The organism is Pseudomonas sp. UMAB-08, assembly GCF_900095225.1.
In the GTDB taxonomy this organism is placed as follows: Bacteria; Pseudomonadota; Gammaproteobacteria; order Pseudomonadales; family Pseudomonadaceae; genus Aquipseudomonas.
The window spans coordinates 88,939-115,773 of the sequence record NZ_LT607422.1 but is presented as its reverse complement, the minus strand read 5'-3'; the positions used below and the strand labels follow the sequence as shown (position 1 = coordinate 115,773).

The 26,835-nt window shown below is 58.9% G+C and carries 26 protein-coding genes and 1 other RNA gene; 14 read left to right on the top strand and 13 right to left on the bottom strand.

The features are described from left to right. Positions 1-6: 6 nt before the first annotated feature. The 3 genes from K0F75_RS16385 to K0F75_RS16375 all read left to right on the top strand — a co-directional run bounded on the left by K0F75_RS16385 (position 7) and on the right by K0F75_RS16375 (position 3,407). Positions 7-915, top strand: a complete 909-nt coding sequence (locus K0F75_RS16385) for a LysR family transcriptional regulator (RefSeq protein ID WP_219062997.1) — start codon at positions 7-9, stop codon at positions 913-915. A gap of 128 nt (positions 916-1,043) precedes the next feature. Beyond that, entirely contained in the window at positions 1,044-2,939 is a 1,896-nt protein-coding gene (locus K0F75_RS16380; protein WP_219062996.1) for a cytochrome c/FTR1 family iron permease, read from the top strand. Between the two features lie 9 nt (positions 2,940-2,948). Continuing rightward, positions 2,949-3,407, top strand: coding sequence for a YaiI/YqxD family protein (locus K0F75_RS16375; protein WP_219062995.1), 459 nt, complete (start codon positions 2,949-2,951; stop codon positions 3,405-3,407). 24 nt (positions 3,408-3,431) lie between these two features. Here K0F75_RS16375 and elbB read toward each other — a convergent pair whose 3' ends face one another. After that, positions 3,432-4,100: an isoprenoid biosynthesis glyoxalase ElbB gene (gene elbB, locus K0F75_RS16370; protein ID WP_219062994.1), complete on the bottom strand. Its 669-nt coding sequence runs from the start codon at positions 4,098-4,100 to the stop codon at positions 3,432-3,434. 171 nt (positions 4,101-4,271) lie between these two features. Here elbB and K0F75_RS16365 point away from each other — a divergent pair, with 171 nt between their 5' ends. Continuing rightward, complete coding sequence (locus K0F75_RS16365; protein ID WP_219062993.1) at positions 4,272-5,510, top strand: sterol desaturase family protein; 1,239 nt, start codon at positions 4,272-4,274, stop codon at positions 5,508-5,510. Here K0F75_RS16365 and K0F75_RS16360 read toward each other — a convergent pair. Next, positions 5,488-6,108 carry a DedA family protein gene (locus K0F75_RS16360; RefSeq protein WP_219062992.1) on the bottom strand — a complete coding sequence of 207 codons (621 nt, stop codon included), beginning with the start codon at positions 6,106-6,108 and terminating at the stop codon, positions 5,488-5,490. The genes K0F75_RS16365 and K0F75_RS16360 overlap by 23 nt on opposite strands. Positions 6,109-6,315: 207 nt before the next feature. On the opposite strand from K0F75_RS16360, the gene hemB reads away from it, so the two are divergent. Next, the gene (gene hemB, locus K0F75_RS16355) at positions 6,316-7,326 is read left to right on the top strand and encodes a porphobilinogen synthase (protein ID WP_219062991.1); all 1,011 of its coding nucleotides are present in this window, start codon (positions 6,316-6,318) and stop codon (positions 7,324-7,326) included. An 18-nt stretch (positions 7,327-7,344) separates the two neighbouring features. Next, positions 7,345-9,558: a polyphosphate kinase 1 gene (gene ppk1, locus K0F75_RS16350; RefSeq protein ID WP_219062990.1), complete on the top strand. Its 2,214-nt coding sequence runs from the start codon at positions 7,345-7,347 to the stop codon at positions 9,556-9,558. Here ppk1 and ppx read toward each other — a convergent pair. Then, on the bottom strand, positions 9,545-11,047 hold the full coding sequence (ppx, locus tag K0F75_RS16345) for an exopolyphosphatase (RefSeq protein ID WP_219062989.1): 1,503 nt from the start codon (positions 11,045-11,047) through the stop codon (positions 9,545-9,547). The genes ppk1 and ppx overlap by 14 nt on opposite strands. A 297-nt stretch (positions 11,048-11,344) precedes the next feature. Here ppx and trxA point away from each other — a divergent pair, with 297 nt between their 5' ends. The 4 genes from trxA (at position 11,345) to K0F75_RS16325 (ending at position 15,749) form a co-directional block, all read left to right on the top strand. Continuing rightward, the gene (gene trxA, locus K0F75_RS16340) at positions 11,345-11,674 is read left to right on the top strand and encodes a thioredoxin TrxA (protein ID WP_219062988.1); all 330 of its coding nucleotides are present in this window, start codon (positions 11,345-11,347) and stop codon (positions 11,672-11,674) included. A gap of 229 nt (positions 11,675-11,903) precedes the next feature. Then, positions 11,904-13,163 (top strand): transcription termination factor Rho, encoded by a 1,260-nt coding sequence (gene rho / locus K0F75_RS16335; RefSeq protein WP_219062987.1) that lies wholly within the window; start codon positions 11,904-11,906, stop codon positions 13,161-13,163. 151 nt (positions 13,164-13,314) lie between these two features. Next, positions 13,315-14,781, top strand: a complete 1,467-nt coding sequence (ubiD, locus tag K0F75_RS16330) for a 4-hydroxy-3-polyprenylbenzoate decarboxylase (protein ID WP_219062986.1) — start codon at positions 13,315-13,317, stop codon at positions 14,779-14,781. Beyond that, complete coding sequence (locus K0F75_RS16325; protein ID WP_219062984.1) at positions 14,781-15,749, top strand: CDP-6-deoxy-delta-3,4-glucoseen reductase; 969 nt, start codon at positions 14,781-14,783, stop codon at positions 15,747-15,749. The genes ubiD and K0F75_RS16325 overlap by 1 nt, the downstream gene beginning before the upstream one ends. A 19-nt stretch (positions 15,750-15,768) precedes the next feature. Here the strand turns inward: K0F75_RS16325 and K0F75_RS16320 are convergent, their stop codons facing one another. Then, a complete protein-coding gene (locus K0F75_RS16320; protein ID WP_219062982.1) occupies positions 15,769-16,257 on the bottom strand; it encodes a sn-glycerol-3-phosphate transporter in 489 nt (162 codons plus the stop codon). A gap of 377 nt (positions 16,258-16,634) precedes the next feature. Here K0F75_RS16320 and K0F75_RS16315 point away from each other — a divergent pair, with 377 nt between their 5' ends. Continuing rightward, positions 16,635-17,306 (top strand): gamma-glutamylcyclotransferase, encoded by a 672-nt coding sequence (locus tag K0F75_RS16315; protein ID WP_374028749.1) that lies wholly within the window; start codon positions 16,635-16,637, stop codon positions 17,304-17,306. A 36-nt stretch (positions 17,307-17,342) separates the two neighbouring features. Here the strand turns inward: K0F75_RS16315 and K0F75_RS16310 are convergent, their stop codons facing one another. After that, positions 17,343-18,320: an NADPH:quinone oxidoreductase family protein gene (locus tag K0F75_RS16310; protein ID WP_219062980.1), complete on the bottom strand. Its 978-nt coding sequence runs from the start codon at positions 18,318-18,320 to the stop codon at positions 17,343-17,345. A 142-nt stretch (positions 18,321-18,462) separates the two neighbouring features. Between K0F75_RS16310 and K0F75_RS16305 the strand changes: the two genes are divergently transcribed. Beyond that, positions 18,463-18,876, top strand: a complete 414-nt coding sequence (locus tag K0F75_RS16305) for a flagellar basal body-associated protein FliL (protein ID WP_219062978.1) — start codon at positions 18,463-18,465, stop codon at positions 18,874-18,876. 19 nt (positions 18,877-18,895) lie between these two features. Here the strand turns inward: K0F75_RS16305 and K0F75_RS16300 are convergent, their stop codons facing one another. The 4 genes from K0F75_RS16300 to K0F75_RS16285 form a co-directional block, all read right to left on the bottom strand. Further along, the gene (locus K0F75_RS16300; RefSeq protein WP_219062976.1) at positions 18,896-20,014 is read right to left on the bottom strand and encodes an ABC transporter permease; all 1,119 of its coding nucleotides are present in this window, start codon (positions 20,012-20,014) and stop codon (positions 18,896-18,898) included. Continuing rightward, positions 20,014-22,740, bottom strand: coding sequence for a ribosome-associated ATPase/putative transporter RbbA (rbbA, locus tag K0F75_RS16295; RefSeq protein WP_219062974.1), 2,727 nt, complete (start codon positions 22,738-22,740; stop codon positions 20,014-20,016). The genes K0F75_RS16300 and rbbA overlap by 1 nt, the downstream gene beginning before the upstream one ends. Next, positions 22,737-23,702, bottom strand: coding sequence for an HlyD family secretion protein (locus K0F75_RS16290; protein WP_219062972.1), 966 nt, complete (start codon positions 23,700-23,702; stop codon positions 22,737-22,739). Before K0F75_RS16290 ends, rbbA begins: the two co-directional genes overlap by 4 nt. A gap of 141 nt (positions 23,703-23,843) precedes the next feature. After that, positions 23,844-24,293 (bottom strand): EVE domain-containing protein, encoded by a 450-nt coding sequence (locus K0F75_RS16285; protein WP_219062970.1) that lies wholly within the window; start codon positions 24,291-24,293, stop codon positions 23,844-23,846. A gap of 194 nt (positions 24,294-24,487) precedes the next feature. Between K0F75_RS16285 and K0F75_RS16280 the strand changes: the two genes are divergently transcribed. Next, on the top strand, positions 24,488-24,640 hold the full coding sequence (locus K0F75_RS16280; protein WP_219062968.1) for a hypothetical protein: 153 nt from the start codon (positions 24,488-24,490) through the stop codon (positions 24,638-24,640). A 35-nt stretch (positions 24,641-24,675) separates the two neighbouring features. On the opposite strand, the gene K0F75_RS16275 is transcribed toward K0F75_RS16280, so the two are convergent. From K0F75_RS16275 to K0F75_RS16260, 4 genes are all read right to left on the bottom strand, one after another. After that, positions 24,676-25,272: a 5-formyltetrahydrofolate cyclo-ligase gene (locus K0F75_RS16275; RefSeq protein WP_219062966.1), complete on the bottom strand. Its 597-nt coding sequence runs from the start codon at positions 25,270-25,272 to the stop codon at positions 24,676-24,678. Between the two features lie 88 nt (positions 25,273-25,360). Next, positions 25,361-25,539, bottom strand: a non-coding RNA gene (ssrS, locus tag K0F75_RS16270) — 6S RNA. 32 nt (positions 25,540-25,571) lie between these two features. Next, on the bottom strand, positions 25,572-25,889 hold the full coding sequence (locus tag K0F75_RS16265; RefSeq protein WP_219062964.1) for a cell division protein ZapA: 318 nt from the start codon (positions 25,887-25,889) through the stop codon (positions 25,572-25,574). After that, positions 25,886-26,095 (bottom strand): TIGR02449 family protein, encoded by a 210-nt coding sequence (locus K0F75_RS16260; protein WP_219062962.1) that lies wholly within the window; start codon positions 26,093-26,095, stop codon positions 25,886-25,888. Before K0F75_RS16260 ends, K0F75_RS16265 begins: the two co-directional genes overlap by 4 nt. A 180-nt stretch (positions 26,096-26,275) precedes the next feature. On the opposite strand from K0F75_RS16260, the gene K0F75_RS16255 reads away from it, so the two are divergent. Next, entirely contained in the window at positions 26,276-26,830 is a 555-nt protein-coding gene (locus K0F75_RS16255; protein ID WP_219062960.1) for a YecA family protein, read from the top strand. Positions 26,831-26,835: the final 5 nt, after the last annotated feature.

The window sequence follows — 26,835 nt, the reverse complement described above, 5'->3', positions numbered from 1 at the left end:
CACTCCATGAACCAACTGCTTGCCATGCGTGCTTTTCGTTGCATCGTCGAAGCCAGGGGCTTTTCGGCCGCGGCTGAGCGCCTGGACACCACGCACTCGACGGTCTCGCGCCAGTTGCAGCAGTTGGAAGTCGAATTGGGTGTTCAGCTCATCAATCGAAACACCCGGCGGTTCAGCCTGACCAGTGCAGGCGAGCAATACTTCGCGTCCTGCGTCGATATTCTGGAGCGTGTGGACGCTGCGGCACGGGCCATGGCAGGGGAGCATCAACGGCCTGCGGGCGTATTACGGGTCAGCGTGCCGTTGGTCATCGGGACATTGGAGTTGGGCGGTTGGTTGCCGGGTTTCCAGCATCGCTATCCTGATATTCAGCTTGATCTGTCCTGTGATGACCAGTTTGTCGACCTTGTCGCGGACCGTTTCGATGTGGCCCTGCGCATTACCGGGCCGCTTGCCGACACGACAATGGTTGCCCGGACATTGGCTGTTTCGGAGCAGGTGCTGGTGGCATCACCGGCCTATGTACGAGAGCGGGGTTTGCCTCGTACGGTGCAGGTACTTGAGGCGCATCGGCTATTGGCTTACTCGGGCCACGGTGGTGCTGCCTCAGCATGGCAGCTCGGCACTGCGCGTGGCGACCCTGTTCGTGTGATGCCAACCGGTAGCTTCAAGGTCGATACGGTCAGTGCTCTGTATGCGGCGACATTGGCGGGGGCGGGTATCGCAGCGTTTACGCAGGCGACTGTCCAGTGCGATATCGACCGCGGGCACCTTGTGCGCATCCTGCCGCAGTACACGTTAGGGCCGCTTCACTACTACGCGCTTTACCCCCACGCGAAGCACCTTGCTCCCAAGGTGCGCGCTTTCGTGGACTTTATGGCCGACCACTACACGTCAATTGTTCGCAAGGATTAGCGCAACATTTCGACGTGCTCAGCAGGCTATGCGGCGTGGTGTCACACCGTCCATCCCAAACGCAGCTGCATGAGAACGAGAAATATTGATACAATGTAATACAACGCATTCTTATTTGGGATTCCTTGATGTCTTTCCCCTCCCGTTTTTGGGCTTGGCTGATGCTGCCCGTGTTTGCCCTGTGCAGTCTCGAGTTGCTGGCTGACCCTGTTGATGGCGCCGCTCAGGCGTTACACATGCTGGGTTACATCGGTGCGGACTATCCCGCTACCGTTGCTGATGGGAAGGTCATCGATGAATCTGAATACCGCGAGCAGTTGGAATTTCTGACCGTCTTGCAGGGTTTGATCGTCACCTTGCCTACCCGTGCCGAGCGCACTGAGCTGGAGCAGGGCGTGGTCAGCCTGCGCGAGGCCGTGAGTCAGCATCAGGAGGGCGCCGCTGTAGCGCGCCAGGCTCGACTGTTGGCGGCCAAGCTGGCGGTGACGTATGAAGTCAGCCAAGCCCCGGCAATCACCCCCGATCCTGCCCGTGGTGCGCCGCTGTACGCCCAGCATTGTTCGGTGTGCCATGGTGACGCCGGGGCGGGTGATGGCCCGGCCGGGATTGGTTTGACGCCGCCGCCCGCCAATCTGCGTAACAAGGCCCGGCTCGACCACTTAAGTCTGTATGACGTTTACAACACGCTGGGCCTGGGTGTTCAAGGCACGGACATGCCTGCTTTCGCCGACCAACTGGACGACCGTCAGCGCTGGGACGTGGCCACCTATATCGCCAGTTTCACGGCTGATCCCGCAACGGCCAAAGGCACGGTATTCAATTTGGCCGATCTGGCCCGGCAAACGCCGGCAGAGGTGGGTGCTGCTCAAGGTGTTGAGGTCGCTGCGACCTTCCGTGCCCAGCGCGCACAGCCGCCGCAAGCACAACGTGGCCCCGGGCAACTGCTCGAATACACCCGCATGACGTTGGACAAGAGCCTGGCGGCGTACCGTGCAGGCGATCACGAGCAAGCGTATGACCTGTCGGTCGCGGCCTATCTGGAAGGGTTTGAGCTGGTTGAAAGCTCGCTGGACAACGTCGACCCCAACGTTCGCAAGGCCACTGAAAAATCCCTGATGGCTTTCCGTCAGTCGTTGCAGGATGGCCTGCCGGTGGCGCAGGCAGCACAGAAGCTGGAAGCGGCTAAAGCCCTGCTCAAACAATCGGCGGATCTGCTCGGCAGCGATGGCTTGAGCCTGTCGCTGAGCTATATCTCGGGTCTGCTGATTCTGCTGCGCGAAGGCCTGGAAGCGATCCTGGTGCTGGCGGCGATTCTGGCGTTCCTGCGCAACACCGGCCAGGAGTCGGCGGCACGTAGCGTCAACATTGGTTGGGGTCTGGCCCTGCTCGCCGGTCTCGCGACGTGGGCGGTGGCCGCGTATGTGATTGATGTCAGCGGCGCTCAGCGTGAATTACTTGAAGGCGCCACGGCCTTGTTTGCCAGCGTCATGGTGCTGTGGCTCGGGGTGTGGATGCACGACCGCCGTCATGCCGCTGCCTGGCAGGATTACATCAAGAGCAGCCTGGTGGGCGGTGGTGGCCGCTTTGGCTTCGCAATCCTTGCCTTCTTCTCGGTCTATCGCGAGTTGTTCGAGGTCATCCTGTTCTACGAAACCCTGTGGCTGCAGGCCGGTCCTGCGGGTCATAACGCCGTGCTGGCCGGTGGCGCGACAGCGCTTGTGTTATTGATCGGTCTGGCGTGGGTGATTTTGCGCGGTTCGGCCAAGCTGCCACTGGCGCTGTTCTTCAGCATCAACGCAGCACTGCTGTGCGGGTTGTCGGTGGTGTTCGCCGGGCATGGCGTCAAGGCGTTGCAAGAAGCCGGCATCTTCGGCACGCGTCCGGTGCCGTTCTTCGAGTTCGATTGGCTGGGCATTCATGCCGACGCGTATTCGCTGTCTGCACAGGCCGTTGCCTTGTTAGCGATTGCGGTGTTGTATGGCCGTAGCCGTCTGGCTGAGAAACGCCGCATTCCGGCGGTCTAGGAAAACTGTATGCGCGTCTGGATCGATGCCGATGCTTGCCCCCGGGCGGCTAAAGACCAAGTCATCAAGTTCGCTTTGAAGCGTCATTTCGAGGTGTTGTTGGTGGCAGGGCAAAGCCAGGTCAAGCCGACGTATGCGTGCGTGAAATTGATCGTGGTGCCCAGCGGCCCAGACGCTGCGGATGATTACCTGGTCGAGCATGCAGTGCCGGGCGAACTGGTGATTTGCAGCGATGTGCCGTTGGCGGATCGGCTGATCAAAAAAGGCGTCGCGGCACTCGACCCTCGGGGCCGCGAGTTCGACCCGCAAAACATGGGTGATCGTCTGGCGGTGCGAAACCTGTTCACTGACCTGCGTGATCAGGGCCAGATGGGCGGCGGGCAAGCGCCCCATGGCGAACGCGAAAAACAGGCGTTCGCCAATGCCCTTGATCGGATCCTGACGCGGCTGGTGCGGGAATACCCTTAAGTCAGGATTGGGCGGTTTTCACCGTTAATCTTCGTTTTCCTGCGTCAACTCAATCACCCGATCCACCAGTTTGTTGATCCCGGCCGCCGCTTCGCTGATCGACTGGGCGGTCATGTACGCTGGGGTGCTGACCAGTTTGCGTGCGGTGTCCTCGACAATCTCGTCGACTGCGCACTCTGTGTGGTTGCCGCCCATTTTGCAGATGGCCTTGGCGGTGTCCGGGTCGTTGCCGATGGTGCAGGTGACGCCCGGCCCATAGATTTTCGCTGCCAGCGCGGGGGAAATGCAGATCAACCCTATGGGTTTTCCTGATTCGGCAAAGGCTTCGGCCAGCGTCAGAAGCTCAGGCTGCAGGCTGCAATGGACGCCTTCGAAGGCGAAATTGGACAGGTTTTTTGCCACGCCAAATCCACCCGGCATGATCAGCGCATCAAAATCCTCTGCATTGGCCTCGCGAATATCCTTGATCGCGCCACGGGCAATGCGTGCGGACTCGACCAGGACGTTGCGCGACTCGGGCATTTTTTCGCCGGTCAGGTGGTTGATCACATCGTGTTGCGCAATGTCAGGAGCGAAGCATTGCACCTCGACGCCGCGTTGGTCCAGGCGCAGCAGGGTAAGAACGCTCTCATGGATCTCCGCTCCATCCTGGACACCGCAGCCGGAAAGAATCACTGCCACTCTCTTTTGCATCGCGTTTTGCTCCTGTTCATGGCGCTGAATCGGCTGATTCGCACGCTGGCCGTTTCTTTAAATGCGGTGACAAGAATGTCGTTAAATGTCCACTAATTTGTCATTCGCTGCCATAGGGTTTTGGCCAGTCCGGGCCTAATCTTTGGTAATAGGCCTCCTGAGTGGCAACCCATGAATTTGATTCTGTACGCCGTGCCGTTCTTCTTTGTGCTGATTGCCGTGGAACTGTTAGCTGACCGTTGGCGCAAGGTTAATACGTATCGCTTGTCCGATTCGATCAACAGCCTGAGCACCGGCGTGCTGTCGACCACCAGCGGCTTGCTGACCAAGGGCGTCGGCTTGCTGACCTACGCATTTGCCCTTGAGCATCTGTCGCTGCTGCAGCTTTCGCCCGACAGCCCATGGGTGTGGGTGTTTGCGTTCGTACTCTACGACTTCTGTTACTACTGGCTGCACCGCATGGGGCACGAGCGCAACGTGTTGTGGGCGGCGCACTCGGTCCATCACCAGAGCGAGGAATACAACCTCTCCACGGCCCTGCGCCAGACCAGCACCGGCTTTCTGCTCAGCTGGATTTTCTACCTGCCGCTGGCAGTGCTGGGCGTGCCATTGCTGGTGTTCATCAGCGTCGCGGCGCTCAATCTGCTGTATCAATTCTGGGTGCATACCCGCCACATTCCCAAGCTGGGCGGGTTCGAGTGGGTGTTCGTGACGCCGTCCAATCATCGTGTTCACCATGCGCAGAACCCTGTTTACATGGATCGCAACTACGGCGGAGTGTTCATTGTCTGGGACAGATTGTTTGGTTCTTTCCAGGAAGAGCTGGACAGTGTCCCGGTGATTTTCGGTGTCACCACGCCACTGGCGAGCTGGAATCCACTATGGGCAAACGTGCAGTTTTACGCACAGCTGGCCGCCGACGCACGGCGTACCGAGAGCCTGTGGGATGCGCTGCGGATCTGGTTCATGCGCACCGGCTGGCGCCCGGCGGATGTCGCGGCCAAGTACCCGCTGGGTAAGACAGACCTGAGCCAGTTTCGTAAATTCGAGGTGCCGTTAAGCCGTTCGCAGCAGGTCTACATCACCGTGCAGTTCGCGATCCATGCCGCGCTGGGCAGCTACCTGATGGGGATGGGCGACAGCTTGGCCCCGCCGGCACTGGTGCTCGGCTGGGTCTGGGTCACGGTTGGTTTGTTTGTGCTCGGCGTGGCGCTGGAGAACCGGCCTGGGGCGATCAGGCTGGAGTGCGCCCGTCTGGTGTTGAACCTGCCGTTAATGGGACTTGCGCAGGCGCTGGGGCTTTGGGTCGTGAGTCCGCTGGGCTGGGTGACCTTACTGACTTACGTGCTGCTGAGCGCAATGGGGCTGTATTGCGCTCGCGAACATTTCAATCGTTTGGCTGACTCTTGACGTCAACGGTGGCGACCTTGATGGACGCCATTTCCAGCTCTTTGGCAATGCGTGCGGCTTTGATTCGTCTGCGTAGCCACAGAACGGCGCCAAGCAATAGCAGGGCGCCCAGCACCCAAAGCTCATACTTTTTGACGTTGCCCAGCAGGCCTTCGAGCAGCGCACCGAAGTGATAAGCGGCCGCACCCAATGCCGCCGCCCAGACACCGGCACCCAGGCCGTTGAGCAGCAGGTAGCGCCCAGGCGGATAGCCGGACAGGCCAATCGCCACCGGCATCACGGTACGCAGCCCATAGACGAAGCGAAAGCTCAGCACCCAGATATCCGGGTGTTTGCGAATTTGCTCCAGGGCCTTGTCACCCAATAACTGCCAGCGCGGTTTGCGCGCCAGCAACTTGCGGCCGTGCTTACGCCCCAGGAAATACCAAAGCTGATCACCGGCGTAGCTTCCAAAGAAGGCCACGACCACGACCATGTTGATATCCATGTAACCCCGGAACGCAAGAAAGCCGGCGAGAACAAGGATCGTCTCACCTTCAAAAAAGGTTCCAAGGAAAAGGGCAAAGTAGCCAAAGTCCTGCAAAAATTGTTGGAGCATTGTCTGGATGCTGGCGAAATGAACGCGCAGCCTAACGCCTAGAAGACATTCAGGAAAGTGTGGATATGTGTCTCGACGTGAAGAATTCCTACAGAGACAATGGTTGCGTCCTACCGTCGCACGTTACGCATAGATGTCATACATTGGTCATAATGGTGGCTTATAACTGTCACGCTTGCCCGCCTGCGCGGGCTATGGAGTCTTGCCGTGAGCTTTACCCCCGCCAACCGCTTGTTTCCTCTTACCCGTTTGCGCCGCAATCGTCGTGACGATTTCTCCCGTCGCCTGGTCCGTGAAAACGTACTGACCGTCGACGACCTGATCCTTCCGGTTTTCGTACTCGATGGTGAAAACCGTCGTGAGACGATTTCGTCGATGCCGGGCGTTGAGCGTCTGAGCATCGACTTGTTGCTGCAGGAAGCGGAGCAGTGGGTGGCGTTGGGCATTCCGGCGTTGGCGTTGTTTCCGGTGACGGCGCCTGAGAAAAAATCCCTTGATGGTGCTGAAGCCTGGAACCCCGAGGGGATTGCTCAGCGAGCCACTCGCGCGCTGCGTGCTCGCTTCCCTGAGTTGGGTGTGATCACCGACGTTGCCCTCGATCCGTTTACCACGCACGGTCAAGATGGCATCCTCGACGAAGAGGGCTATGTGCAGAACGACATCACCGTCGATGCGCTGGTTAAGCAAGCGCTGTCTCATGCGGCTGCCGGCGCGCAAGTGGTTGCGCCTTCTGACATGATGGACGGTCGCATTCAGGCGATCCGCGAAGCCCTCGAGCTTGCCGATCACGTGAATGTGCGGATCATGGCGTACTCGGCGAAATATGCCAGCGCCTACTACGGGCCGTTCCGCGATGCGGTAGGGTCGGCGCTGAACCTGGGTAAAGCCAACAAGGCGTCCTATCAAATGGACCCGGCCAACAGCAACGAGGCGCTGCACGAAGTAGCGGCCGACTTGTCTGAAGGGGCTGATATGGTGATGGTCAAGCCGGGTATGCCGTACCTGGACATCCTTTACCGGGTCAAAGACGAATTCAAAGTACCGACCTTCGTCTATCAGGTCAGCGGTGAATACGCGATGCACATGGCCGCGATCCAGAATGGTTGGCTGAGTGAGGCTGTGATTCTTGAATCCCTCACCGCTTTTAAACGTGCAGGTGCTGACGGCATTCTTACTTATTTCGCCGTTCGTGCTGCTCAACTGTTAAAAGGGCAATAGTCCCTATCAGGAACACCCATGAATACCGAAGGACTCACCGAAGCAGCTGTTCAGATCGCCGTCCAGGAGGCTCAGCCGGTGGTTGAGCCAAGCATCGAAGTGCTGCCCGTCCCTGAAGTGCTACCCGTACCGGTGGCGCAGGCCATCGTCGTCCCTAACCTGGACGACAGCAGCCTGTACATCCATCGCGAACTGTCGCAATTGCAGTTCAACATTCGGGTGCTGGAACAGGCGCTGGATGAGTCTTATCCATTACTGGAGCGGCTGAAGTTTCTGCTGATCTTCTCCAGTAACCTCGATGAGTTCTTCGAGATTCGTGTGGCCGGCCTGAAGAAACAGATCACCTTCGCTCGCGAACAGGCGGGCGCAGACGGTTTGCAGCCGCATCAGGCGCTGGCACGGATCAGTGAGCTGGTGCATGGTCATGTTGATCGCCAATACGCGATCCTCAACGACATTCTGTTGCCCGAGCTGGAAAAACATCAGGTTCGCTTCATTCGTCGTCGTTACTGGACGGCGAAGCTCAAGGCTTGGGTTCGTCGCTATTTCCGTGACGAGATTGCGCCGATCATCACCCCGATCGGGCTCGACCCAACGCACCCGTTTCCATTGCTGGTGAACAAGAGCCTGAACTTTATCGTCGAGCTGGAAGGCATTGATGCCTTCGGTCGCGATTCCGGGCTGGCGATCATCCCGGCACCGCGTCTGTTGCCGCGCGTCATCAAGGTTCCGGAAGAGATCGGCGGGGCAGGGGACAATTATGTATTCCTGTCATCGATGATCCACGCTCACGCCGATGACCTGTTCCAGGGCATGAAGGTCAAGGGCTGCTACCAGTTCCGCCTGACCCGAAACGCCGACCTGGCGGTCGATACCGAGGACGTCGAAGACTTGGCTCGTGCCCTGCGTGGCGAACTGTTCTCGCGTCGTTATGGCGATGCAGTGCGCCTGGAAGTCGCGGATACGTGCCCGAAACACCTGTCCGACTACTTGCTCAAGCAGTTCAACCTGAGCGACACCGAGCTGTATCGCGTTAACGGCCCGGTCAACCTCACGCGTCTGTTCAGCATCACCAGTCTGGACAGCCACCCTGAGCTTCAGTACATGCCGTTCACCCCGGCGATCCCCAAGCTGTTGCAGAACAGCGAGAACATTTTCAACGTGATCAGCAAGCAGGACATTCTGCTGCTGCACCCGTTCGAGTCCTTCACCCCCGTGGTGGACCTGCTGCGTCAGGCCGCGAAAGACCCGCATGTGCTGGCAGTCCGGCAGACCCTGTACCGCAGCGGCGCGAACTCTGAAATCGTCGATGCGCTGGTCGATGCGGCGCGTAACGGCAAAGAAGTCACTGCGGTGATCGAATTGCGTGCGCGTTTCGATGAAGAGTCCAACCTGCAACTGGCCAGCCGTCTGCAAGCGGCCGGTGCCGTCGTGATCTACGGCGTGGTCGGTTTCAAGACCCACGCCAAGATGATGCTGATCCTGCGCCGTGAAGCCGGTGAAATCGTCCGTTACGCACACTTGGGGACGGGTAACTACCACGCTGGCAATGCCCGCCTGTATACCGACTATAGCCTGCTGACCTCCGATGACGCCTTGTGCGAGGACGTCGGCAAGTTGTTCAGTCAGTTGATCGGTATGGGTAAAACGTTGCGCATGAAGAAGCTGCTGCATGCGCCGTTCACCCTGAAAAAAGGCATGCTCGACATGATTGCCCGCGAGACGCAGTTCGCGCTCGATGGCAAGCCGGCGCACATCATCGCCAAGTTCAACTCGCTGACTGATCCGAAGATCATTCGCGCGTTGTACAAGGCCAGTCAGTCTGGCGTGCGTATCGATTTGGTGGTGCGGGGCATGTGCTGCCTGCGTCCGGGAATTGCCGGCGTTTCGCACAACATCTATGTGCGCTCGATCATCGGTCGTTTCCTGGAGCACACGCGGGTCTTCTACTTCCTCAATGGCGGCGAAGAGCAGATGTACCTGTCCAGCGCTGACTGGATGGAGCGCAACCTCGACAAACGGGTCGAGACCTGCTTCCCGGTGGAAGGTAAAAAGTTGATCTTGCGGGTCAAGAGGGAACTGGAAAGTTACCTGACCGACAACACCCATGCCTGGATCCTGCACTCGGACGGTCGTTACGTCCGCAGCACGCCAACCGGCAACCAGAACCCGCGCAGCGCCCAGGCCACTCTGCTTGAGCGCCTGAGCAACCCGGTCCTCAGCGTACGCTGAAGACGATACCGACTCGGGCCAACCACTCCGCTTCCTGCGCGAAGTCGGCCTGAGTCAGTTGGTTGTTTTCCAGCCAGTGGTCCGGAAACAGTGCGTCCAGATTCTGGCCGTTCGCGTGCAAGGTCACTTGCGGCATCTCTTGGGTGCCACGAATGTGATGGAACAGGATCGCAAAGCGCAGCAGCACGCACAGGCGAATCAGCTTGATGCCTTCATCGCCGAAGTCGGCGAACTTGTCCTTGGGAATATTGCGGCGGTGGCCACGCACCAGCAGGGCCAGCATGAGCTGATCTTCGCGGGAGAAACCGGCCAGGTCCGAGTGTTCGATCAGGTACGCGCCGTGCTTGTGGTAGTGGTAGTGAGCGATGTCCAGCCCCACTTCATGCACCTTGGCGGCCCAGCTCAACAGCTCGCTGTACAGATCGCCCTCCAGGTTCCAGGCCACAGCGACCTGCTCAAGGGCGTGCAGGGCTTTGCGTTCGACACGGGCAGCCTGTTCAAGGTCAACGTGGTAACGCTCCATCAGCGAGCTGAGGGTGCGTTCGCGGACGTCTTCGTGATGGTAACGGCCCATCAGGTCGTAGAGAACACCTTCACGTAGCGCGCCTTCGCAGTGATCCATGCGGCTGAGTTCCAGCGCATCGAAAATCGCCTCGAGAATCGCCAGGCCTGCCGGGAAAATCGCCCGACGGTCAGGCTTGATGCCTTCAAAGTCGATTTTCTCGACGTCACCGAGTTTGAACAGCTTGCGTTTGAGCCAGGACAACCCTTCGGCGTTGACTTCACCCGTGCCATGTCCGCCGGCTTTGAGTGCCAGGCCAATGGCGCGGATGGTCCCGGACGAACCGATGGCTTCATCCCAGCTCAGGCGATGCAGTGCGTGTTCGATGCTCATGATTTCCAGGCGCGCCGCCGTGTAGGCCTGGGCATAACGGGCCGGGGTGATCTTGCCGTCGCGGAAATAGCGCTGGGTGTAGCTGACGCAGCCCATCTGCAGGCTTTCGCGCAGCAGCGGTTCGAAGCGTTGGCCGATGATGAATTCGGTACTGCCGCCACCAATGTCGGCCACCAGGCGTTTGCCGGGCGTATCGGCCAGCGTATGGGACACGCCAAGGTAAATCAGGCGGGCTTCTTCGCGGCCGGAGATCACTTCCACCGGATGGCCAAGGATCTCTTCGGCGCGACGGATGAACTCGATGCGGTTGCGTGCTTCACGCAGGGCATTGGTGCCCACAATCCGCACGGAGCCAGGCTCCATGCCGTTGATCAGTTGGGCAAAGCGCTTGAGGCAATCGAGCCCGCGCTGCATGGATTCTTCAGTGAGCAGGCGCTCTTCAGTGATCCCGGCCGCCAGCTGAACCTTCTCGCCCAGCCGCTCTAGTATCCGGATTTCGCCAAGATTGGCTTTGGCCACGACCATATGAAAGCTGTTTGAGCCCAGGTCGATGGCGGCTATCAAGGAAAGATTCTTGGGTGGTGACTGCAGCATGATCAATGATCTCGGTCGATAACCCGGCCATCGTGCCACGATCCACCTCTGGCGCCAACGCGAAGCGTCGCGTCAAGCCACCCGCGTCAGCCCATTTGCGAATAAATTCGCGCCCCACGCTCAGGTGTGTGCGGAGAAATGGGAAAGGGGATCAAAGCCCGATTGAGGTGAGATGCTCGTCGCCATAACCTGTCTCATGCACCGCCATAGCTAGACTCAATCAACCCTGACTTCCTGAACGCAGCCAGTCCCGCTATGATGAGCGACGTTTTTAGCCTACGACCTCGGAGACTTTCCATGAGTAGCGACCTTATCAAACACGTCAGCGATGCCAGCTTTGACGCCGATGTCCTCCAGGCTGCCGGTCCTGTACTTGTTGATTACTGGGCTGAGTGGTGTGGCCCTTGCAAGATGATTGCCCCTGTTTTGGATGAGATCGCCGAGACTTACAAGGGTAAGTTGACCATCGCCAAGCTGAACATCGACGAAAATCAGGAAACGCCAGCCAAGCATGGCGTGCGCGGTATCCCGACATTGATGCTGTTCAAGAACGGCAACGTAGAGGCCACCAAGGTGGGCGCGTTGTCGAAGTCGCAGTTGATGGCGTTTCTCGACGCAAATATCTGAGACACCAAAAGCCCCGCAGATTGCGGGGCTTTTTCATTGTGCGGGACTAGACGCCCTGAAAGTCAGGTGTTACATTCGGCCCCGCAATGGTTTCTCCGTTGTCCCCTGCTAGCCGTCGCCGACGCTCTCCTTTCGAATTAGTACGCGATCCTGTCGCTTTCTCTGCGGCGCGGCCTCATTAAGCCAAAAGCTTAATTTCCCCTCCCATACATGATTACGTCATTCCTATATGAACCTGACTGAACTCAAGCAAAAGCCGATTACCGATCTGCTCGAAATGGCCGAACAGATGGGCATAGAAAATATGGCCCGTTCGCGCAAGCAGGATGTGATTTTCTCCCTGCTGAAAAAGCACGCCAAAAGTGGCGAGGAAATTTCCGGTGATGGTGTGTTGGAGATTCTCCAGGACGGCTTCGGATTTCTCCGCTCTGCAGACGCTTCCTATCTCGCCGGCCCAGACGATATCTACGTCTCGCCCAGCCAGATCCGCCGTTTCAACCTGCGCACTGGCGACACCATTGTCGGCAAGATCCGTCCGCCTAAAGAGGGCGAGCGTTATTTCGCGCTGCTCAAGGTCGACACGATCAACTACGACCGTCCGGAAAACGCGAAGAACAAGATTCTTTTCGAAAACCTGACACCGTTGTTCCCGACTGTTCGCATGAAGATGGAAATCGGTAACGGTTCCACTGAAGACCTGACTGGCCGGGTGATCGATCTTTGCGCCCCGATCGGTAAAGGTCAGCGTGGTCTGATCGTTGCGCCGCCAAAGGCGGGCAAGACCATCATGCTGCAGAACATCGCGGCGAACATCACACGTAACAACCCGGAAGTGCATCTGATCGTTCTGCTGATCGATGAGCGTCCGGAAGAAGTGACCGAAATGCAGCGCACCGTGCGCGGCGAAGTGGTTGCCTCGACATTCGACGAGCCGCCAACCCGGCACGTCCAGGTCGCCGAAATGGTGATCGAGAAGGCCAAGCGTCTGGTCGAGCACAAAAAGGATGTGGTCATCCTGCTGGACTCGATTACCCGTCTGGCTCGCGCCTACAACACCGTGATTCCAAGCTCCGGCAAAGTGCTCACCGGTGGTGTCGATGCTCACGCCCTGGAGAAACCGAAACGTTTCTTCGGTGCTGCACGGAACATCGAAGAAGGCGGCTCGCTGACCATCATCGCCACCGCGCTGGTTGAAACCGGCTCGAAGATGGATGAAGTGATCTACGAAGAATTCAAAGGCACGGGCAACATGGAACTGCCTCTGGATCGCAAGATCGCTGAAAAGCGTGTGTTCCCGGCGATCAACATCAACCGTTCCGGTACCCGCCGCGAAGAGTTGCTGACCGCTGATGACGAGCTGCAACGGATGTGGATTCTGCGCAAACTGCTGCACCCTATGGACGAAGTCGCTGCTATCGAGTTCCTGATCGATAAGCTGAAGCAGACCAAGACCAACGACGAGTTCTTCCTGTCGATGAAGCGTAAATAACAGGTCGGACCGTGTGAAAAGAATGGTGTCCCTCGGGGCACCATTTTTTTTGCTGAAAATCCCCGTTAAGCGAGGCTATTGCGCGTTGATGAGCTGCCGCCGACCTTCAGAGCAGGTAGGATGTGCGTCTATTTGATGAATGGCCTGGTTAATGAAATTCAAGGATCTGCGGGATTTCGTGCAGCAGCTTGAGCAGCGCGGAGAGTTGAAACGCATTCAGGTGCCTGTCTCGCCGGTGCTTGAGATGACTGAAATTTGCGATCGGACCCTGCGCAACAAGGGGCCGGCTCTGCTCTTCGAAAAGCCCATCGGTTATGACATTCCGGTGCTCGGCAACCTGTTCGGCACGCCTCAGCGCGTGGCGATGGGCATGGGCGCCGAAGCGGTCAGCGAGCTGCGCGAAATCGGCAAGCTGTTGGCGTTCCTCAAGGAACCCGAGCCGCCTAAAGGCCTGAAAGACGCCTGGTCGAAGCTGCCGATCTTCCGAAAAATCATTGCCATGGCACCTAAAGTCGTCAAAGACGCACCCTGCCAGGAAGTGGTCATCGAAGGTGATGATGTCGATCTCGGCATGTTGCCGGTGCAAACCTGCTGGCCAGGCGATGTCGGCCCGCTGATCACGTGGGGGCTGACGGTTACCAAGGGTCCGAACAAGGACCGGCAAAATCTCGGTATCTACCGTCAGCAAGTGATTGGGCGTAACAAAGTCATCATGCGCTGGCTCAGCCACCGTGGTGGCGCGCTGGACTTCAAGGAATGGTGCGATAAACACCCTGGCCAGCCATTCCCGGTGGCTGTGGCGCTGGGTGCAGACCCCGCGACCATTCTCGGTGCCGTCACGCCGGTGCCTGACAGCTTGTCTGAATACGCCTTTGCCGGTCTGCTGCGGGGTAATCGCACCGAGTTGATCAAGTGCCGTGGTAACGACCTGCAAGTACCGGCCAGTGCGGAAATCGTCCTGGAAGGTGTGATCCATCCCGGCGAAATGGCCGATGAAGGTCCTTACGGCGACCACACCGGTTACTACAACGAAGTCGACAGCTTCCCGGTGTTCACCGTCCAGCGCATTACCCATCGGATAAAACCGATCTATCACAGCACCTACACCGGGCGGCCGCCTGATGAACCGGCGATTCTCGGTGTAGCGTTGAACGAAGTCTTCGTGCCGATTCTGCAAAAGCAGTTCCCGGAGATCACTGACTTCTACCTGCCGCCTGAAGGCTGCTCGTACCGCATGGCCATCGTGACCATGAAGAAACAGTATCCCGGCCACGCCAAGCGCGTAATGCTGGGGGTTTGGTCGTTCCTGCGACAGTTCATGTACACCAAATTCGTTATCGTCACGGATGACGACATCAATGCCCGTGACTGGAACGACGTGGTCTGGGCCATCACCACGCGCATGGACCCCAAGCGTGACACCGTGATGATTGATAACACGCCCATCGACTATCTCGACTTCGCGTCGCCGGTGTCTGGATTGGGGTCGAAGATGGGCCTGGATGCTACCCATAAATGGCCGGGAGAGACCACGCGAGAGTGGGGTCGGGTTATCGTCAAAGATGAGGCGGTGACACGCCGGATCGACGATATCTGGAATGAGTTAGGAATAGATTGATGCGCGTAACCTTGCAGCCGTCTGGTGCGGTACTGGAGATGTTGCCCGGCGAAGGGATACTCGACGCCGCGACACGTCTTGGCTATGAATGCCCACAAAGCTGCCGGAACGGTAACTGCCATATTTGTGCCGCGTTGTTGGTAGAAGGCCGCGTGCTGCAGGCAGGGGTGACGCTGAATCATGGCGAGATCTACACCTGTCTGGCCGAGCCTCTGGAAGACTGCATCGTGATGTGGGATGGGGTGCTGGCGCGCGGAGAACTGCCGGTGCGCAAACTGGCCTGCCAGGTGAGTGAGTGCGTCGAAGTCGGTGGCGATGTGTGGCGGGTCGGTCTGAGAGCTCCCGCTGGCAAGCCGCCGCGCTATCACGCCGGACAGTACCTGATGATCGAGCGCGAAAATGGCGAGAAATCAGCCTTTTCCATGGCCTCGGCTCCCCATAGCGGGCGCGATCTGGAGCTGCATGTGCTGGTGCGCGAAGCCAGCGCCCAGAGCCTGATCGAACAATTGCAGCGCAATCGCATCGTGCACATCGAAATGCCCTACGGCGATACCCATCTCGCTGAACTGCCCGAAGGTCCGCTGGTGCTGATTGCCGCGGGTACGGGCATGGCGCAGATGCACAGCCTGATCGAGCATTGCCGCGCCAAGGGTTTCAAGCACCCGGTGCACCTGTACTGGGGCGTGCGGCGCCCGGAAGATTTCTACGAGCTGCCCCATTGGAACGAGTGGAAACAATTACCTAACCTGCACCTGCATAAAGTGGTCAGTGATTTGTGCGGTTGGGAAGGTCGTTGCGGGATGCTCCATGAAGCCGTGTGCGAAGACATCAGCGATTTGTCGTCGGTATACGTTTATGGCAGCGGCTCTCCGGCGATGATCTACGCCACCCTCGACGCTCTGGTGTCCGCGGGCATGGATGCGCATCAGATGCGTGCCGATGTCTTCGCCTACGCCCCAAGGGCGTAAGCGAGTCTGTGCGCAGGCTTTAGAAGCGTACGCCAACGTTGACCATGGTCGCCGAGGTTCCCAGCAGAACCAGTTCGGTTGTGACGGGGCCGAAGTGGACGCCCACCGACGGGATGATCGCTGGCGCGATGCCAAAGCGATTCAGAGGGATTTTGTCGCGGTATTCGCCGCGGTAGCCGTAAATCAGCCCGCCCGTGATCTTCACATAGACCGGGTAGTCGGCGCTCTCATAGCGTTTGCCGATATACGCATAGGCAGAGTCCTGTTCAAACGAGTTGCGAAAGCTCGCCGCCCCATAGACCAGACCTGAGGCCTCGTTGCGCTCCAGACCGATCAGATGTTGATGGTCATTGTGATCGGAGTCGGAGGAAAAGTGACGGGTGTAGACGCTGGCCTGAACAAGCCAGAAACTGTCTTTTTTATCTTGCGACTCTTCCGCAGCCTGCGTGCAGGTCGCCGAAATTAACAAAAGCGCGGCCAAAACCGTGCTTTTTCCTGAAGTACTCATTATTGCTAACTCTCTCAGCCGGTATTGCCATGGAGCGGCTTTATACGCGGGTGTCGTATAGGTTGAAAGGGTAAATTGTCCATGATTTGAATAGGAAGTTCCTGTTTTTTCCTCCGAGGGAGTCACGAACAGGTTTTTTACCTGTTCGTTTGAGTGGGTTCAGGCAGGCGGGCCGGGGGCGGTGGATTATTTATTGCATGATATTTTCAGGCGTGTTGGCGCTGCAACGTGACGGGCAAGCCACCGACACAGTCTGATACTTAAGCGTCTGATGGCGAAGTTGTTGTCGATGCGTTTCCTCGTCAGATGGCAGCGGGGATGTTCTGCGGCGTAAAGGTCGGGTACAACTGGCAGTAGCAGGGCCAGGGGGGAAGCAAATGGGGAATGAATTCAATAGTTTGATGACGGCTGCGCATGCCGGCCTGGAGCTCGGTTACCCACCAGTGATTGATCTGGGGCCGCAATTGACCCTCGAACAGCTGATGAGCTCAATGCATACCACCATGAAGCAGCATCAGGGTGGCCCTGTCTGGTTGTTTGCCTACGGCTCCTTGATCTGGCGCCCCGAATGCTCCGCCGTGGAGCGGCAGCGCGGTCGGGTGCACGGTTATCATCGTGGCTTGTACCTGTGGTCCCACGAGCATCGTGGCACACCCGAACTTCCCGGCCTGGTATTTGGCCTGGATCGCGGCGGCTCGTGCAGCGGGTTTGCCTATCGCCTGCCCGAAGACTGCCTGCAAGAGTCGTTATTGGCGCTCTGGCAGCGCGAAATGCCTTATCCCTCTTACCGACCCCATTGGCTCAGTTGCCGTCTTGAAGATGGCACCCGGGTCCGTGCATTGGGTTTTGTGCTGGAGCGTCACCTCCCCAGCTACGCCGGCAACCTGCCCGACGCGGTCCTGAGCCAAGTGCTCGCCACGGCCTGCGGCCGCTCCGGCACCACCCGCGACTACGTCGAACAAACCGTCAGCGCCCTGCGCAGCCACGCCATGCCGGATCTGAACCTGGAGGCGCGGCTGAAACGGTGTCAGTCAGCGACTTGTGTTTGACGCCGCCCAAACAAGTCAGCGCCTATGGATTGGGTACTAACGAACCCGCACCACCACCTTGCCAACAGCCTTCCGCTGTCCCAGCGCATTAATCGCATCCGCCGCTTTTTCCAACGGATAGACCTGAGACACCAGTGGTTTCAACTTCCCTTCCGCATACCAGCTAAACAACTGCTGGAAGTTGGCTGCATTGTCCTGCGGTTGTCGCTGCGCAAAAGAGCCCCAGAACACCCCAACCACCGAAGCACCTTTGAGTAACGCCAGGTTCACCGGCAATTCTGGAATCCGTCCACTGGCAAACCCCACCACCAGTAACCGGCCGTTCCAGGCGATGGCGCGGATGGCTTGATCGAACAGGTCGCCGCCGACCGGGTCGTAGATGACGTCGGCGCCCAAACCGTTGGTGAGCCGTTTGATTTCGTCTTTGAGGTTGGTTTCGCTGTAGTTGATCAGTTCATCGGCACCGGCGGCTTTGGCCACGGCGAGTTTGTCCGCGCTGCTGGCGGCGGCAATGACTCTGGCGCCCATGGCTTTGCCGATTTCGACGGCCGCGAGGCCCACGCCGCCTGAGGCGCCGAGCACCAGCAGGGTTTCGCCGGGCTGGAGATTGGCGCGTTGTTTCAGCGCGTGCATCGAGGTGCCGTAGGTCATGCTGAACGCGGCTGCGGTGGTGAAGTCCATCGTTTCGGGCATGGGCAGTACGTTGTAGGCGGGCACTGCGACGTGTTCGGCGAAGCTGCCCCAGCCGGTCAGGGCCATGATCCGGTCGCCGATTTTAAGATGGCTGACTTTTTCACCGACCGCTGAAATCACGCCTGCCGATTCGCCGCCCGGTGAGAAGGGGAAGGGCGGCTTGAACTGGTACTTGCCCTCGATGATCAGCGTGTCCGGAAAATTTACCCCGGCAGCATGCACGTCCATGACGATTTCGTTTTTCTTCGCTTCTGGGCTGGGGACTTCTTCCAGTACCAGCGTTTCGGCAGGGCCGAAGGCTTTGCACAGCACGGCTTTCATCGGGCTATTCCTTTTAGAGTTATAGCCGATAAGTGTAGATAGGTGGGTTTGTGGGTCAATCAGCATGCCCCGGCCTGATAAGCAGGCATAAGCGGGCTCAAGCTGAAGTAAGCTACGCAGCAAATCGGATAAGGAGTGAACTGTGAAAGCGTGGATCATCATGTTGTTGGCGTTGTCATTGCCCGTGGCGGCATCAGAAGGAGGCAAGGAGGGTAAAGAGGGTGATGCCACGAAAGTGGCTTATGTCACGCTGACGCCTGCGTTTGTCGGCAACTACGCCCTGGATGGCGGGCCGAAGCTGCGGGTCTATAAGGCCGATATCGCGCTGCGGGTTACTGGCGGTGATGCCGAGAAGGCGGTGAAGCGCAACGAACCGCTGATTCGTAATCAGCTGGTCGCGTTGTTCTCCCAGCAAACGGTTGAGACCATGAGCAACGTCGAGGCCAAGGAGAAGCTGCGTCAGGAAGCGCTCAAGCAGACCCAGCAGATTATGAATGATGAAGAAGGTAAGCCGATTGTCGAGGACTTGCTCTTCAACAACCTGATCATTCAGTAACCGCGCCCGTCTCTGGCCTCTACGAGGCCAGGCTTTTGCGAAAGCGCATCAGCGCGATCACGAAGAACAGCAAGCCGATGGCGATCAGCGCCAATAGATCCGGCCAGACCACGGCAAGCCCGGCGTCGCGAAACAGAATCGCGGCGCTGAGGCTGACGAAATGCGTGGAAGGCGAGATCTGCATGACCCATTGCAGCCACTGCGGCATGCTGTCCAGCGGGGTGCTGCCGCCTGAAAGCAGGAGCATGGGGATGATCACCGGGATCGCCAGCAAACCGAACTGCGGTGTCGAGCGGGCGAGGGTGGCGAGGAATATCCCCAGTGCGGTACTGGCGAACAGATAAAACGCCGTGACCATCAGGAACAGCCCCATGGACCCGGCCAGCGGCACGCCCAGCGCGCCCTTGACGATTACCTCCAGTGACAGCCACGTGCACACCACCACAACCAGTGCGTTGCTGCCGATTTTCGCCAGCATGATTTCCAGCGCGGTCAGCGGCAATACCAGCAAGTGATCGAGGGTTCCGTGCTCGCGTTCGCGCAGCAGCGCGGTGCCGGTCAGGATGATCGCCAGAATGGTGATGTTGTTGACGATCTGAATCACCGCCAGAAACCAGCCGCCCTCCAGGTTCGAGTTGAACAGCGCCCGGGTGGTCATGGTCGCGGGCACGCTACTGGCTGCAGCGTCCTGACCGCTGTACTCGAGCAACACCCGCTGGAAGATCCGGGCGATGTAACCGGCGCCCATGAACGCCTGGCTCATGGCGGTGGCATCGACGTTGACCTGCACGGTGGGCTGACGACCGGCCAGGAGATCGGCCTGAAAGTTGGCCGGCACGTTGATGACGAAGGTGTACTGACCGCTGTCCATGGTCTGATCCAGTCGGTTGTAGGCCAACGGCATCGGAACCTGGAATTCTGGTGGCAGCAGCGCCTCGCTGAGTTGTCGGGACACATGGCTGTGGTCTTCGTCGACGATCGCCACGCTGGCATTGTGAACGCCGATCACGGAGCCGGCGGCCGGCATGTAAATCGCCACGGTAAAGGCGTACAGCAGAAACAGCAGCAATACGCTGTCGTGCCTGAGGCTGGTGAGTTCCTTGAGGCCCAGGCGCCAGATGTGTGCAAGTTTGTTCATCAGGCCTCCTGCTTTTTCAACATGGCCAGGCTCAGCCCGGTGAAGGCCACAAAGAACCCGAACAGCGCCAGGCACTGTGGCCAGAGTTCACGCAGGTCCAGCGCTTTGGTAAAGGTGCCTACGGCGATGTCGAGGAAGTACCCCGCGGGGAACAACATGCCCGAGACTGCTGCGGCGCCGTCCAGGGAGGAGCGCGGCACGATCAGCCCGGAAAACTGAATGGTCGGCAGGCTGGTCAGAATCATGGTGCCGAGGATCGCGGCAATTTGCGTGCGGGTGAACGCCGAGATGAGCAGGCCGAGGCTGGTGGTCGCCAGCACATACAGCAACCCGCCGAATGCCAGGGTCAGACCGCTGCCCTTGAACGGTACGCCGAACAGCCACAGGTTCATCGCCACCAGCAGGGCCAGGTTGATCAGGCTGACCACCAGATAGGGCACCTGTTTGCCCAGCAGGAACTCCAGGCGGGTCAGGGGTGTGGCGTAGAAGTTGGTGATCGAGCCCAGTTCCTTTTCGCGGACGATGCCCAGCGCGGTGAGCATTGCCGGGATAAACGCCAGGATCAGCGCCATGACACCGGGCCCGATAGCGTTCACGCTGACCACATCCTGGTTGTAGCGAAAGCGCGTTTCCAGCTTCGCGGCGGCACCGGGGCCTTGAGGTCGACTGCTCAGTGCTGCCATTTGCACCATGTTGTCCTGATGCACCTGCTCCACATAGTTTCGGCTGGTTTCGGCGCGAAACGGCATGCCGCCATCGAGCCATGCGGCGACGGCGGGTTGCCGCCCGGCATACAGGTCACGGCCAAAGCCGGGCGGGATTTCCAGTGCCAGTTTTATCTCCGAGCGTTGCAGGCGTTTGTGCAACTGGACCGAATCGGTAATGGGCGTACGTTCGTCGAAATACCGGGAGCTGCGGAACGCTTCCAGGTAGGCGCGACTTTGCGGCGTCTGGTCCTGGTCGTATACCGCGAAGGCCAGGTTCTCCACATCCAGGGAAATGCCGTAGCCGAAGATCACCATCATGAACATCGCGCCCAGTAGCGCAAACCCGAGGCGAACCTTGTCGCGCAGCAACTCTTTGCCTTCACGACTGGCCACGGCGATCAGTCGCGCGAAGGTGAAACCCCGTTTCGTCGCCTTGGGCGCCGTGGGTTCAACCCCTTGGATGGTTTCACTGTCGGACGGTGCTTTTTCGGTATTGCCCTGAGCTTGCTCCAGGCAGGTGACAAATGCGGCTTCCAGCGTTTCACCGCCGAACTGCTTCTGCAGCGCGGCGGGTGTGTCGCAGGCCAGGACCTTGCCTGCGTGCATCAACGAGATACGGTCGCAGCGCTGGGCTTCGTTCATGAAGTGGGTGGAAAGAAAGATCGTCACCCCTTGCTCGCGGGACAGTTCGATCAGCAAGCGCCAGAAGTCATCCCGGGCGGCCGGGTCAACGCCCGAGGTGGGCTCATCGAGGATCAACACTTGCGGGCGGTGCAGCACGGCAACGGCCAATGACAGACGCTGACGCAAGCCCAGAGGCAAGTCGCCGGACTGCTGCGTGGCAACATCGCCAAGGTCAAAGCGCTGGATCAGCTCGGCGATCCGTTCGTGGCTTTGGTCTTTGGGTAAATCGAACAGTCGCGCATGCAGCTCCAGATTCTGCTGCACGCTGAGTTCGCCATACAGCGAGAAGCTCTGCGACATGAAGCCGACCTGCTTGCGCGTCTCCAGATCCTTGGCGTCCACGGCCTTGCCCAGCAGTGTGGCGCTGCCTTCGCTGGCCGGGATCAAGCCAGTGAGGACCTTCATGGTCGTGGTTTTGCCGCAACCGTTGGAACCGAGGAAACCGAAGATCTCACCTCGGCCGATGGCAAAGCTGACCTTGTCCACGGCGGTAAAGTCGCCGAAACGCAATGTCAGCTCGTGGGCCTCAATCGCGATTTCGCTGTTGTCGCCCACGCGTGGTGTAATCACCAGTGGCTCGCTGTTGCGGCGCTTGTCGCTCTGGAAGTGAGTGAATGCCTCGTCGAGTTTGCCGCTTGGCGTGGCGCCTGCCAGCTCGCGGCTCAAACCCTGGGCGATCAACTTCCCGCGATCCAGCATCAGGCACTGCTCGAACTGCTCGGCCTCTTCCATGTAGGCAGTGGCCACCAGCAGGGTCAGTTGCGGCCGTTGACTGCGTACCTGCTCGACCAGCTCCCAAAAGTGCCGACGCGACAACGGGTCAACGCCAGTGGTCGGTTCGTCGAGGATCAGCAGGTCGGGTTCATGGATCAGCGCGCAACACAGCCCCAGCTTCTGTTTCATGCCGCCGGACAGCTTGCCTGCCGGGCGGTCAGCGAAACTCGTCAGGTCCGTCGCGGCCAGCAGGTTGAGCATGCGTTGATCGCTCTCGGCCCGGGACAGGCCGAACAGCGTGGCAAAGAAGCGAATGTTCTCCCGGATGGACAGCTCGGGGTACAGGTTATTGCCCAAGCCCTGGGGCATGAACGCAATTCGCGGGTAGAGGCTGCTGCGATGGCTGCGTTTCTCGATTGAGCCGCCGAGCACCTGCAAGTCGCCTTGCTGAAGCTTTTTCACCCCTGCAATCAACGCCAGCAGGCTGGACTTGCCCGCCCCATCGGGGCCGATCAGCCCGCACCGGGTGCCGCTGGGCAGGCTGAAACTGATGTCGCTCAGGGCTTGCCGTTTGCCATAACGGTGGCTGACACCCTTGGCTTGCAGCGCCATATCGCTCATTGCAGATTAGCCGGCCAATCCACTGTGGCGGTGCGTACGTAACCCGCACCTGGCATGCCCGACTTGGCTTGAGGGATGGCGCTGACGTCGGTCAGCCGCAACTTGACCCGAAACACCAGTTTTTGTCGCTCATCTCTGGTTTCAACTTCTTTGGGGGTAAATTGCGACTTGTCCGCGACAAAACTGATGCGTGCCGGCAAGGGTTTGAGGGGCAGTGCGTCGAGCAGGATGCGTGCATCGTCGCCGACGGTCAGCTTGCCGGTGACCGAGGTCGGCAGGTACAGATTCATGTATCGATCATTGGGGTCGATCAGCAGCAACACCCGTCCGCCTGCAGCCAATACTTCACCCGGCTCGGCCAGACGCAGCTGGATGATGCCGTCCAGAGGCGCGCGCAAACTGCTGTCGTCAATCTCGCTGGTCAGTTGTGCAACCTGTGCCTGAGCGGCACCGATAGCGGCGCCTACTGCGCCGACTTGAGCACGGGCGGAGACAACTGCTGCGTTGGAGGTGTCGAGCTTTGCTTGCAATTGGTCAATCTGCTGGCGGCTGGCGTACCCGCGCTCGAACATGGTTTGGGCGCGCTTGAGCTCCTGGTTGGCCAGCAGTTGTTCGCTTTGGCGAAATTGCACATTGGCCTGGGCGGCGGCGTAGTTTTCCCGCGCACGCAGCACTTCGGCTTCGGCCTGGGCACGCTGTGCTTCCAGGGTGCGAGTGTCCATGCGCGCCAGGAGTTGGCCCTTGATCACCTTGTCGCCTTCATCCACGCGGACTTCGGCCAGACGCCCCGGGATCTTGCTGGCGATCTGTACTTCGGTGGCTTCCAGCCGACCATTACCCATGTACAGCCCTTCGGGCAGGCGATCATGGGTAGATTTCCAGTAACCAAAGCCCCCGGCAGCGACCAACAATACGATCAGGGCGACAGCAAAAAGACTGGAGCGGCGGCGATTCGTGGGCATGTGTGCTTCCTGCGCTTAGTACATCCAATTCTGACAGACCACGGGCTTGCTCCCTTGATGTCAGTCAAACAGTCGGCAAAGCGTACGCCGTTTAGGCGTGGGCTGCATGTGGCTTGGTCGTGACTGCCGGGTTCTGCTTGATCAGCGCAACGCCAGGATCGCGTTCCACTCATCAGGCGTCACCGGCATGACCGAGAGCCGGGTGCCTTTTTGCACCAGCGGCATCTGTTCCAGCGCGCTCTGCTGCTTCAGGTAACCTATTTTAAGAACCTTCGGAAACGCTTCGACGAAGCCGACATTCACTGCGCTCCAGCGATTGTTGGCGGCGTTGGATTTGGCGTCGAAATAAGCGCCGCTCGGGTCCAGCGCAGTGGGGTCCGGGTAGGCAGCGTCAACAATGCGTCCGATGCCGACGATACCCGGCTCCGCACAGCTGGAATGATAGAAAAAGAACGTATCACCCGGCGCCATGGCCCGCAGGAAGTTCCGCGCCTGGTAATTCCTCACCCCGTCCCAGCGGGTTTCGCCCAGACGCTGGAGGTCGTTGATCGACAGTTCTTCCGGCTCGGACTTCATCAGCCAGTGGGCCATGGGTTGTGCTCCTGAATCGGGTGATGGACACATTGTTCAGCAATTTCATGACTAACCGACGGTCGGTTGACGCCATCATTTGCGTGTCAGTTCGCGTTGTCGGAGAATGCCCGGGATTTTAAGCATCGCGCTGTTGCACGGCCTATAAAAACCGTAGCGGACATCGTATTGATTTGCCTAAGGGGGGGCAGTCGATGAAACGCAAACCGGATGTACTGTGGGTATTGGCTTTCTTGTTCGGTTTGGGTGTGGTGACTACGGGTTACGCGCAAAGCCTGTGGGCAAACAACGCTGATGCTCCGGTTGAAATCGTGCAACAACAGCAAAAACCATTGCAGCGACACTGATTGTTCCCATGCCTGGCGTGAGCCGGCTTAGTCATTCAATACCAGCGCTTATCCGTTACCGTGCCTTGTAGCGGCACATCCCAACTGGCTTGCGCCAATCGCTCCACCTTCTGGCATTCATGTGCGAGCCCAAGCAACACGGGTTTCTGCCACGCCTTTCTGCGCGCTTGATAGGCCAGGCTGCGGTCGTAAAAACCGCCGCCCATGCCCAGTCGACCGCCTGCATCATCAAAGCCCACCAGTGGCAAAAAAATCAAATCCAGTGCCCAGATCGTGCGCTGCTTTGCCGCATTGATGTGGGGTTCCGGGATGCGGAAGCGATTGGGCCTGAATTTTTCGCCGTGGCGCACTTGCTGGAAAACCATCTTGGTTCGCGGCCAGGCGCTGAGCACGGGCAGATAGGTTTTCTTGCCGCGCCGTTGAGCCGCACGCAATATCAGGCGCGGATCGATTTCACCATCATTGGGAAGATACAGGGCGATGTGTCTGGCACGGCGAAACAGAGGATGTTGCGCCAACTGCCGGTATAAGCCGCGAGCGGCCTGGCGTTGCTGGCTGGGGTTCAAGGCGCGACGGGCCTTGCGCAACTGAGTGCGCAACTGCTGGCGCGAAAGAGGCGCGGGATTGGTCATCTGCGCTGATCCAGAAGCGAGTACGGCACGGCAGCGTACTCGTGGTGACCATTGCCAGGCAGTAAAGCGGGCAATGGACAGAAATAAAAGACTCCCCGACGAACCGCTGTCGGTGTAGCCCTTGAACCCGAAAGTTCAAGGTGGAGATTGCAGGAGGACTTAAGGCTTTCCGTCAAGCGGACATGCACACCGTCCCCAACGTGCAACCCCCGTGGTTGTGCGTATCGGCTCAGGGACATGACCGACTGGCAAGCACTCCAGGGAGCGGTCGCAAGTATACCCGAAACGTTACGCAAGAATCACTTTTGGCTGGGTTCCGGATCGGTGGCCAGCACTAGATCAACCCTTTCCAGCAGATCGCGTACTTGTTCGCGGGTCGAACCGCTGGCTTGAACGTCAGGCACTGCCTGCTTATGGAGCAAGTCATGAGTGATGTTCAGTGCCGCCATCACGGCGATGCGGTCGGCCCCGATGACTTTGCCGCTGCTGCGGATTTCGCGCATTTTGCCGTCCAGATAACGCGCCGCGCTGACCAGATTGGTGCGCTCTTCCTGAGGGCAGATGATCGAGTATTCTTTGTCGAGGATCTGAACGGTAACGCTGTTATTCGAACTCATGAGTCTTGCTCCAGGGCTTTGAGGCGCGAAATCATCGATTCAACCTTGTGACGGGCGATTTCGTTTTTCTCAATGAGGTGAGCGCGTTCCTCGCGCCAGGTTTTTTCCTGAGCTACTAAGAGTCCATTTTCGCTTTTAAGTTGCTCGACACGCTTAATCAGCAACTCCAGTCGAGCCATCAGCGCTTGCAAATCGGTGTCTTCCATTGTGTCCCACTGAATACTTTCTGATGAATGGCGCAGCGGCTGGCGTTTTGACACGCTAAAAACAGCGGCCTCGACAGTCTTGGCGAGTCTGCGGGTGCAATCGCTGGAAATAAATGACCGCACGCCCTAGGATACAAGACCTCCATTCTAGACATTGCGCCGCTTGGCGCCTAGTTACCCATGCCTATTCAGAATTCCCCGTACAAAGCTTTTGCCACCCTGCTCAACAGCAGCGGTCATTCCGTGTCTCCGGCCGAGTTGCACGGCTTTCTTCTGGGCCGCAGTTGTGCCGGTGCCGGCTTCGATGTCGACGGCTGGATGGTCGACGCGACCGAAGTACTGGGCGCCGCGCCTGAAGATAACGTACGTCAGGCGTTGATCGGGTTACAGGACATGGTCAAGGGTGAACTCACCAGTGACGACATGACGGTTGTGCTCTTGCTCCCCAGCGATGACGCGCCGCTTGGCGAACGCGCCATCGCGCTGGGCGAATGGTGCCAGGGCTTCCTCGCTGGGTTCGGGCTGACGGCTCGCGACAATGAGATCAGCACCGAAGCCATGGAAGTGTTGCAGGACCTGGCCGCTGTCGCTCAAGTGCAGGACGCGCTGGAAGACTCCGAAGACGGCGAGACCGACTACATGGAAGTGATGGAGTACCTGCGCGTCGCCCCCCTGCTACTGTTCACCGAATGCAACAAGCCCGCCGTGCCTGAGCCGAAACCTTCTTTGCATTGATTACT

Bases quoted from the DNA above. Each gene is read 5' to 3' on its own strand.
- K0F75_RS16365 (WP_219062993.1), top strand. From the start codon at position 4,272: ATGAATTTGATTCTGTACGCCGTGCCGTTCTTCTTTGTGCTGATTGCC.
- K0F75_RS16290 (WP_219062972.1), bottom strand. From the start codon at position 23,702: ATGCCCACGAATCGCCGCCGCTCCAGTCTTTTTGCTGTCGCCCTGATC.
- trxA (WP_219062988.1), top strand. From the start codon at position 11,345: ATGAGTAGCGACCTTATCAAACACGTCAGCGATGCCAGCTTTGACGCC.
- K0F75_RS16310 (WP_219062980.1), bottom strand. From the start codon at position 18,320: ATGAAAGCCGTGCTGTGCAAAGCCTTCGGCCCTGCCGAAACGCTGGTA.
- K0F75_RS16385 (WP_219062997.1), top strand. From the start codon at position 7: ATGAACCAACTGCTTGCCATGCGTGCTTTTCGTTGCATCGTCGAAGCC.
- K0F75_RS16375 (WP_219062995.1), top strand. From the start codon at position 2,949: ATGCGCGTCTGGATCGATGCCGATGCTTGCCCCCGGGCGGCTAAAGAC.
- K0F75_RS16265 (WP_219062964.1), bottom strand. From the start codon at position 25,889: ATGAGTTCGAATAACAGCGTTACCGTTCAGATCCTCGACAAAGAATAC.
- ubiD (WP_219062986.1), top strand. From the start codon at position 13,315: ATGAAATTCAAGGATCTGCGGGATTTCGTGCAGCAGCTTGAGCAGCGC.
- K0F75_RS16325 (WP_219062984.1), top strand. From the start codon at position 14,781: ATGCGCGTAACCTTGCAGCCGTCTGGTGCGGTACTGGAGATGTTGCCC.
- K0F75_RS16380 (WP_219062996.1), top strand. From the start codon at position 1,044: ATGTCTTTCCCCTCCCGTTTTTGGGCTTGGCTGATGCTGCCCGTGTTT.
- K0F75_RS16255 (WP_219062960.1), top strand. From the start codon at position 26,276: ATGCCTATTCAGAATTCCCCGTACAAAGCTTTTGCCACCCTGCTCAAC.
- rho (WP_219062987.1), top strand. From the start codon at position 11,904: ATGAACCTGACTGAACTCAAGCAAAAGCCGATTACCGATCTGCTCGAA.
- ppx (WP_219062989.1), bottom strand. From the start codon at position 11,047: ATGCTGCAGTCACCACCCAAGAATCTTTCCTTGATAGCCGCCATCGAC.
- K0F75_RS16320 (WP_219062982.1), bottom strand. From the start codon at position 16,257: ATGAGTACTTCAGGAAAAAGCACGGTTTTGGCCGCGCTTTTGTTAATT.
- K0F75_RS16285 (WP_219062970.1), bottom strand. From the start codon at position 24,293: ATGGCCCACTGGCTGATGAAGTCCGAGCCGGAAGAACTGTCGATCAAC.
- K0F75_RS16360 (WP_219062992.1), bottom strand. From the start codon at position 6,108: ATGCTCCAACAATTTTTGCAGGACTTTGGCTACTTTGCCCTTTTCCTT.
- K0F75_RS16275 (WP_219062966.1), bottom strand. From the start codon at position 25,272: ATGACCAATCCCGCGCCTCTTTCGCGCCAGCAGTTGCGCACTCAGTTG.
- K0F75_RS16300 (WP_219062976.1), bottom strand. From the start codon at position 20,014: ATGAACAAACTTGCACACATCTGGCGCCTGGGCCTCAAGGAACTCACC.
- K0F75_RS16315 (WP_374028749.1), top strand. From the start codon at position 16,635: ATGGGGAATGAATTCAATAGTTTGATGACGGCTGCGCATGCCGGCCTG.
- K0F75_RS16260 (WP_219062962.1), bottom strand. From the start codon at position 26,095: ATGGAAGACACCGATTTGCAAGCGCTGATGGCTCGACTGGAGTTGCTG.
- ppk1 (WP_219062990.1), top strand. From the start codon at position 7,345: ATGAATACCGAAGGACTCACCGAAGCAGCTGTTCAGATCGCCGTCCAG.
- rbbA (WP_219062974.1), bottom strand. From the start codon at position 22,740: ATGAGCGATATGGCGCTGCAAGCCAAGGGTGTCAGCCACCGTTATGGC.
- elbB (WP_219062994.1), bottom strand. From the start codon at position 4,100: ATGCAAAAGAGAGTGGCAGTGATTCTTTCCGGCTGCGGTGTCCAGGAT.
- K0F75_RS16280 (WP_219062968.1), top strand. From the start codon at position 24,488: ATGAAACGCAAACCGGATGTACTGTGGGTATTGGCTTTCTTGTTCGGT.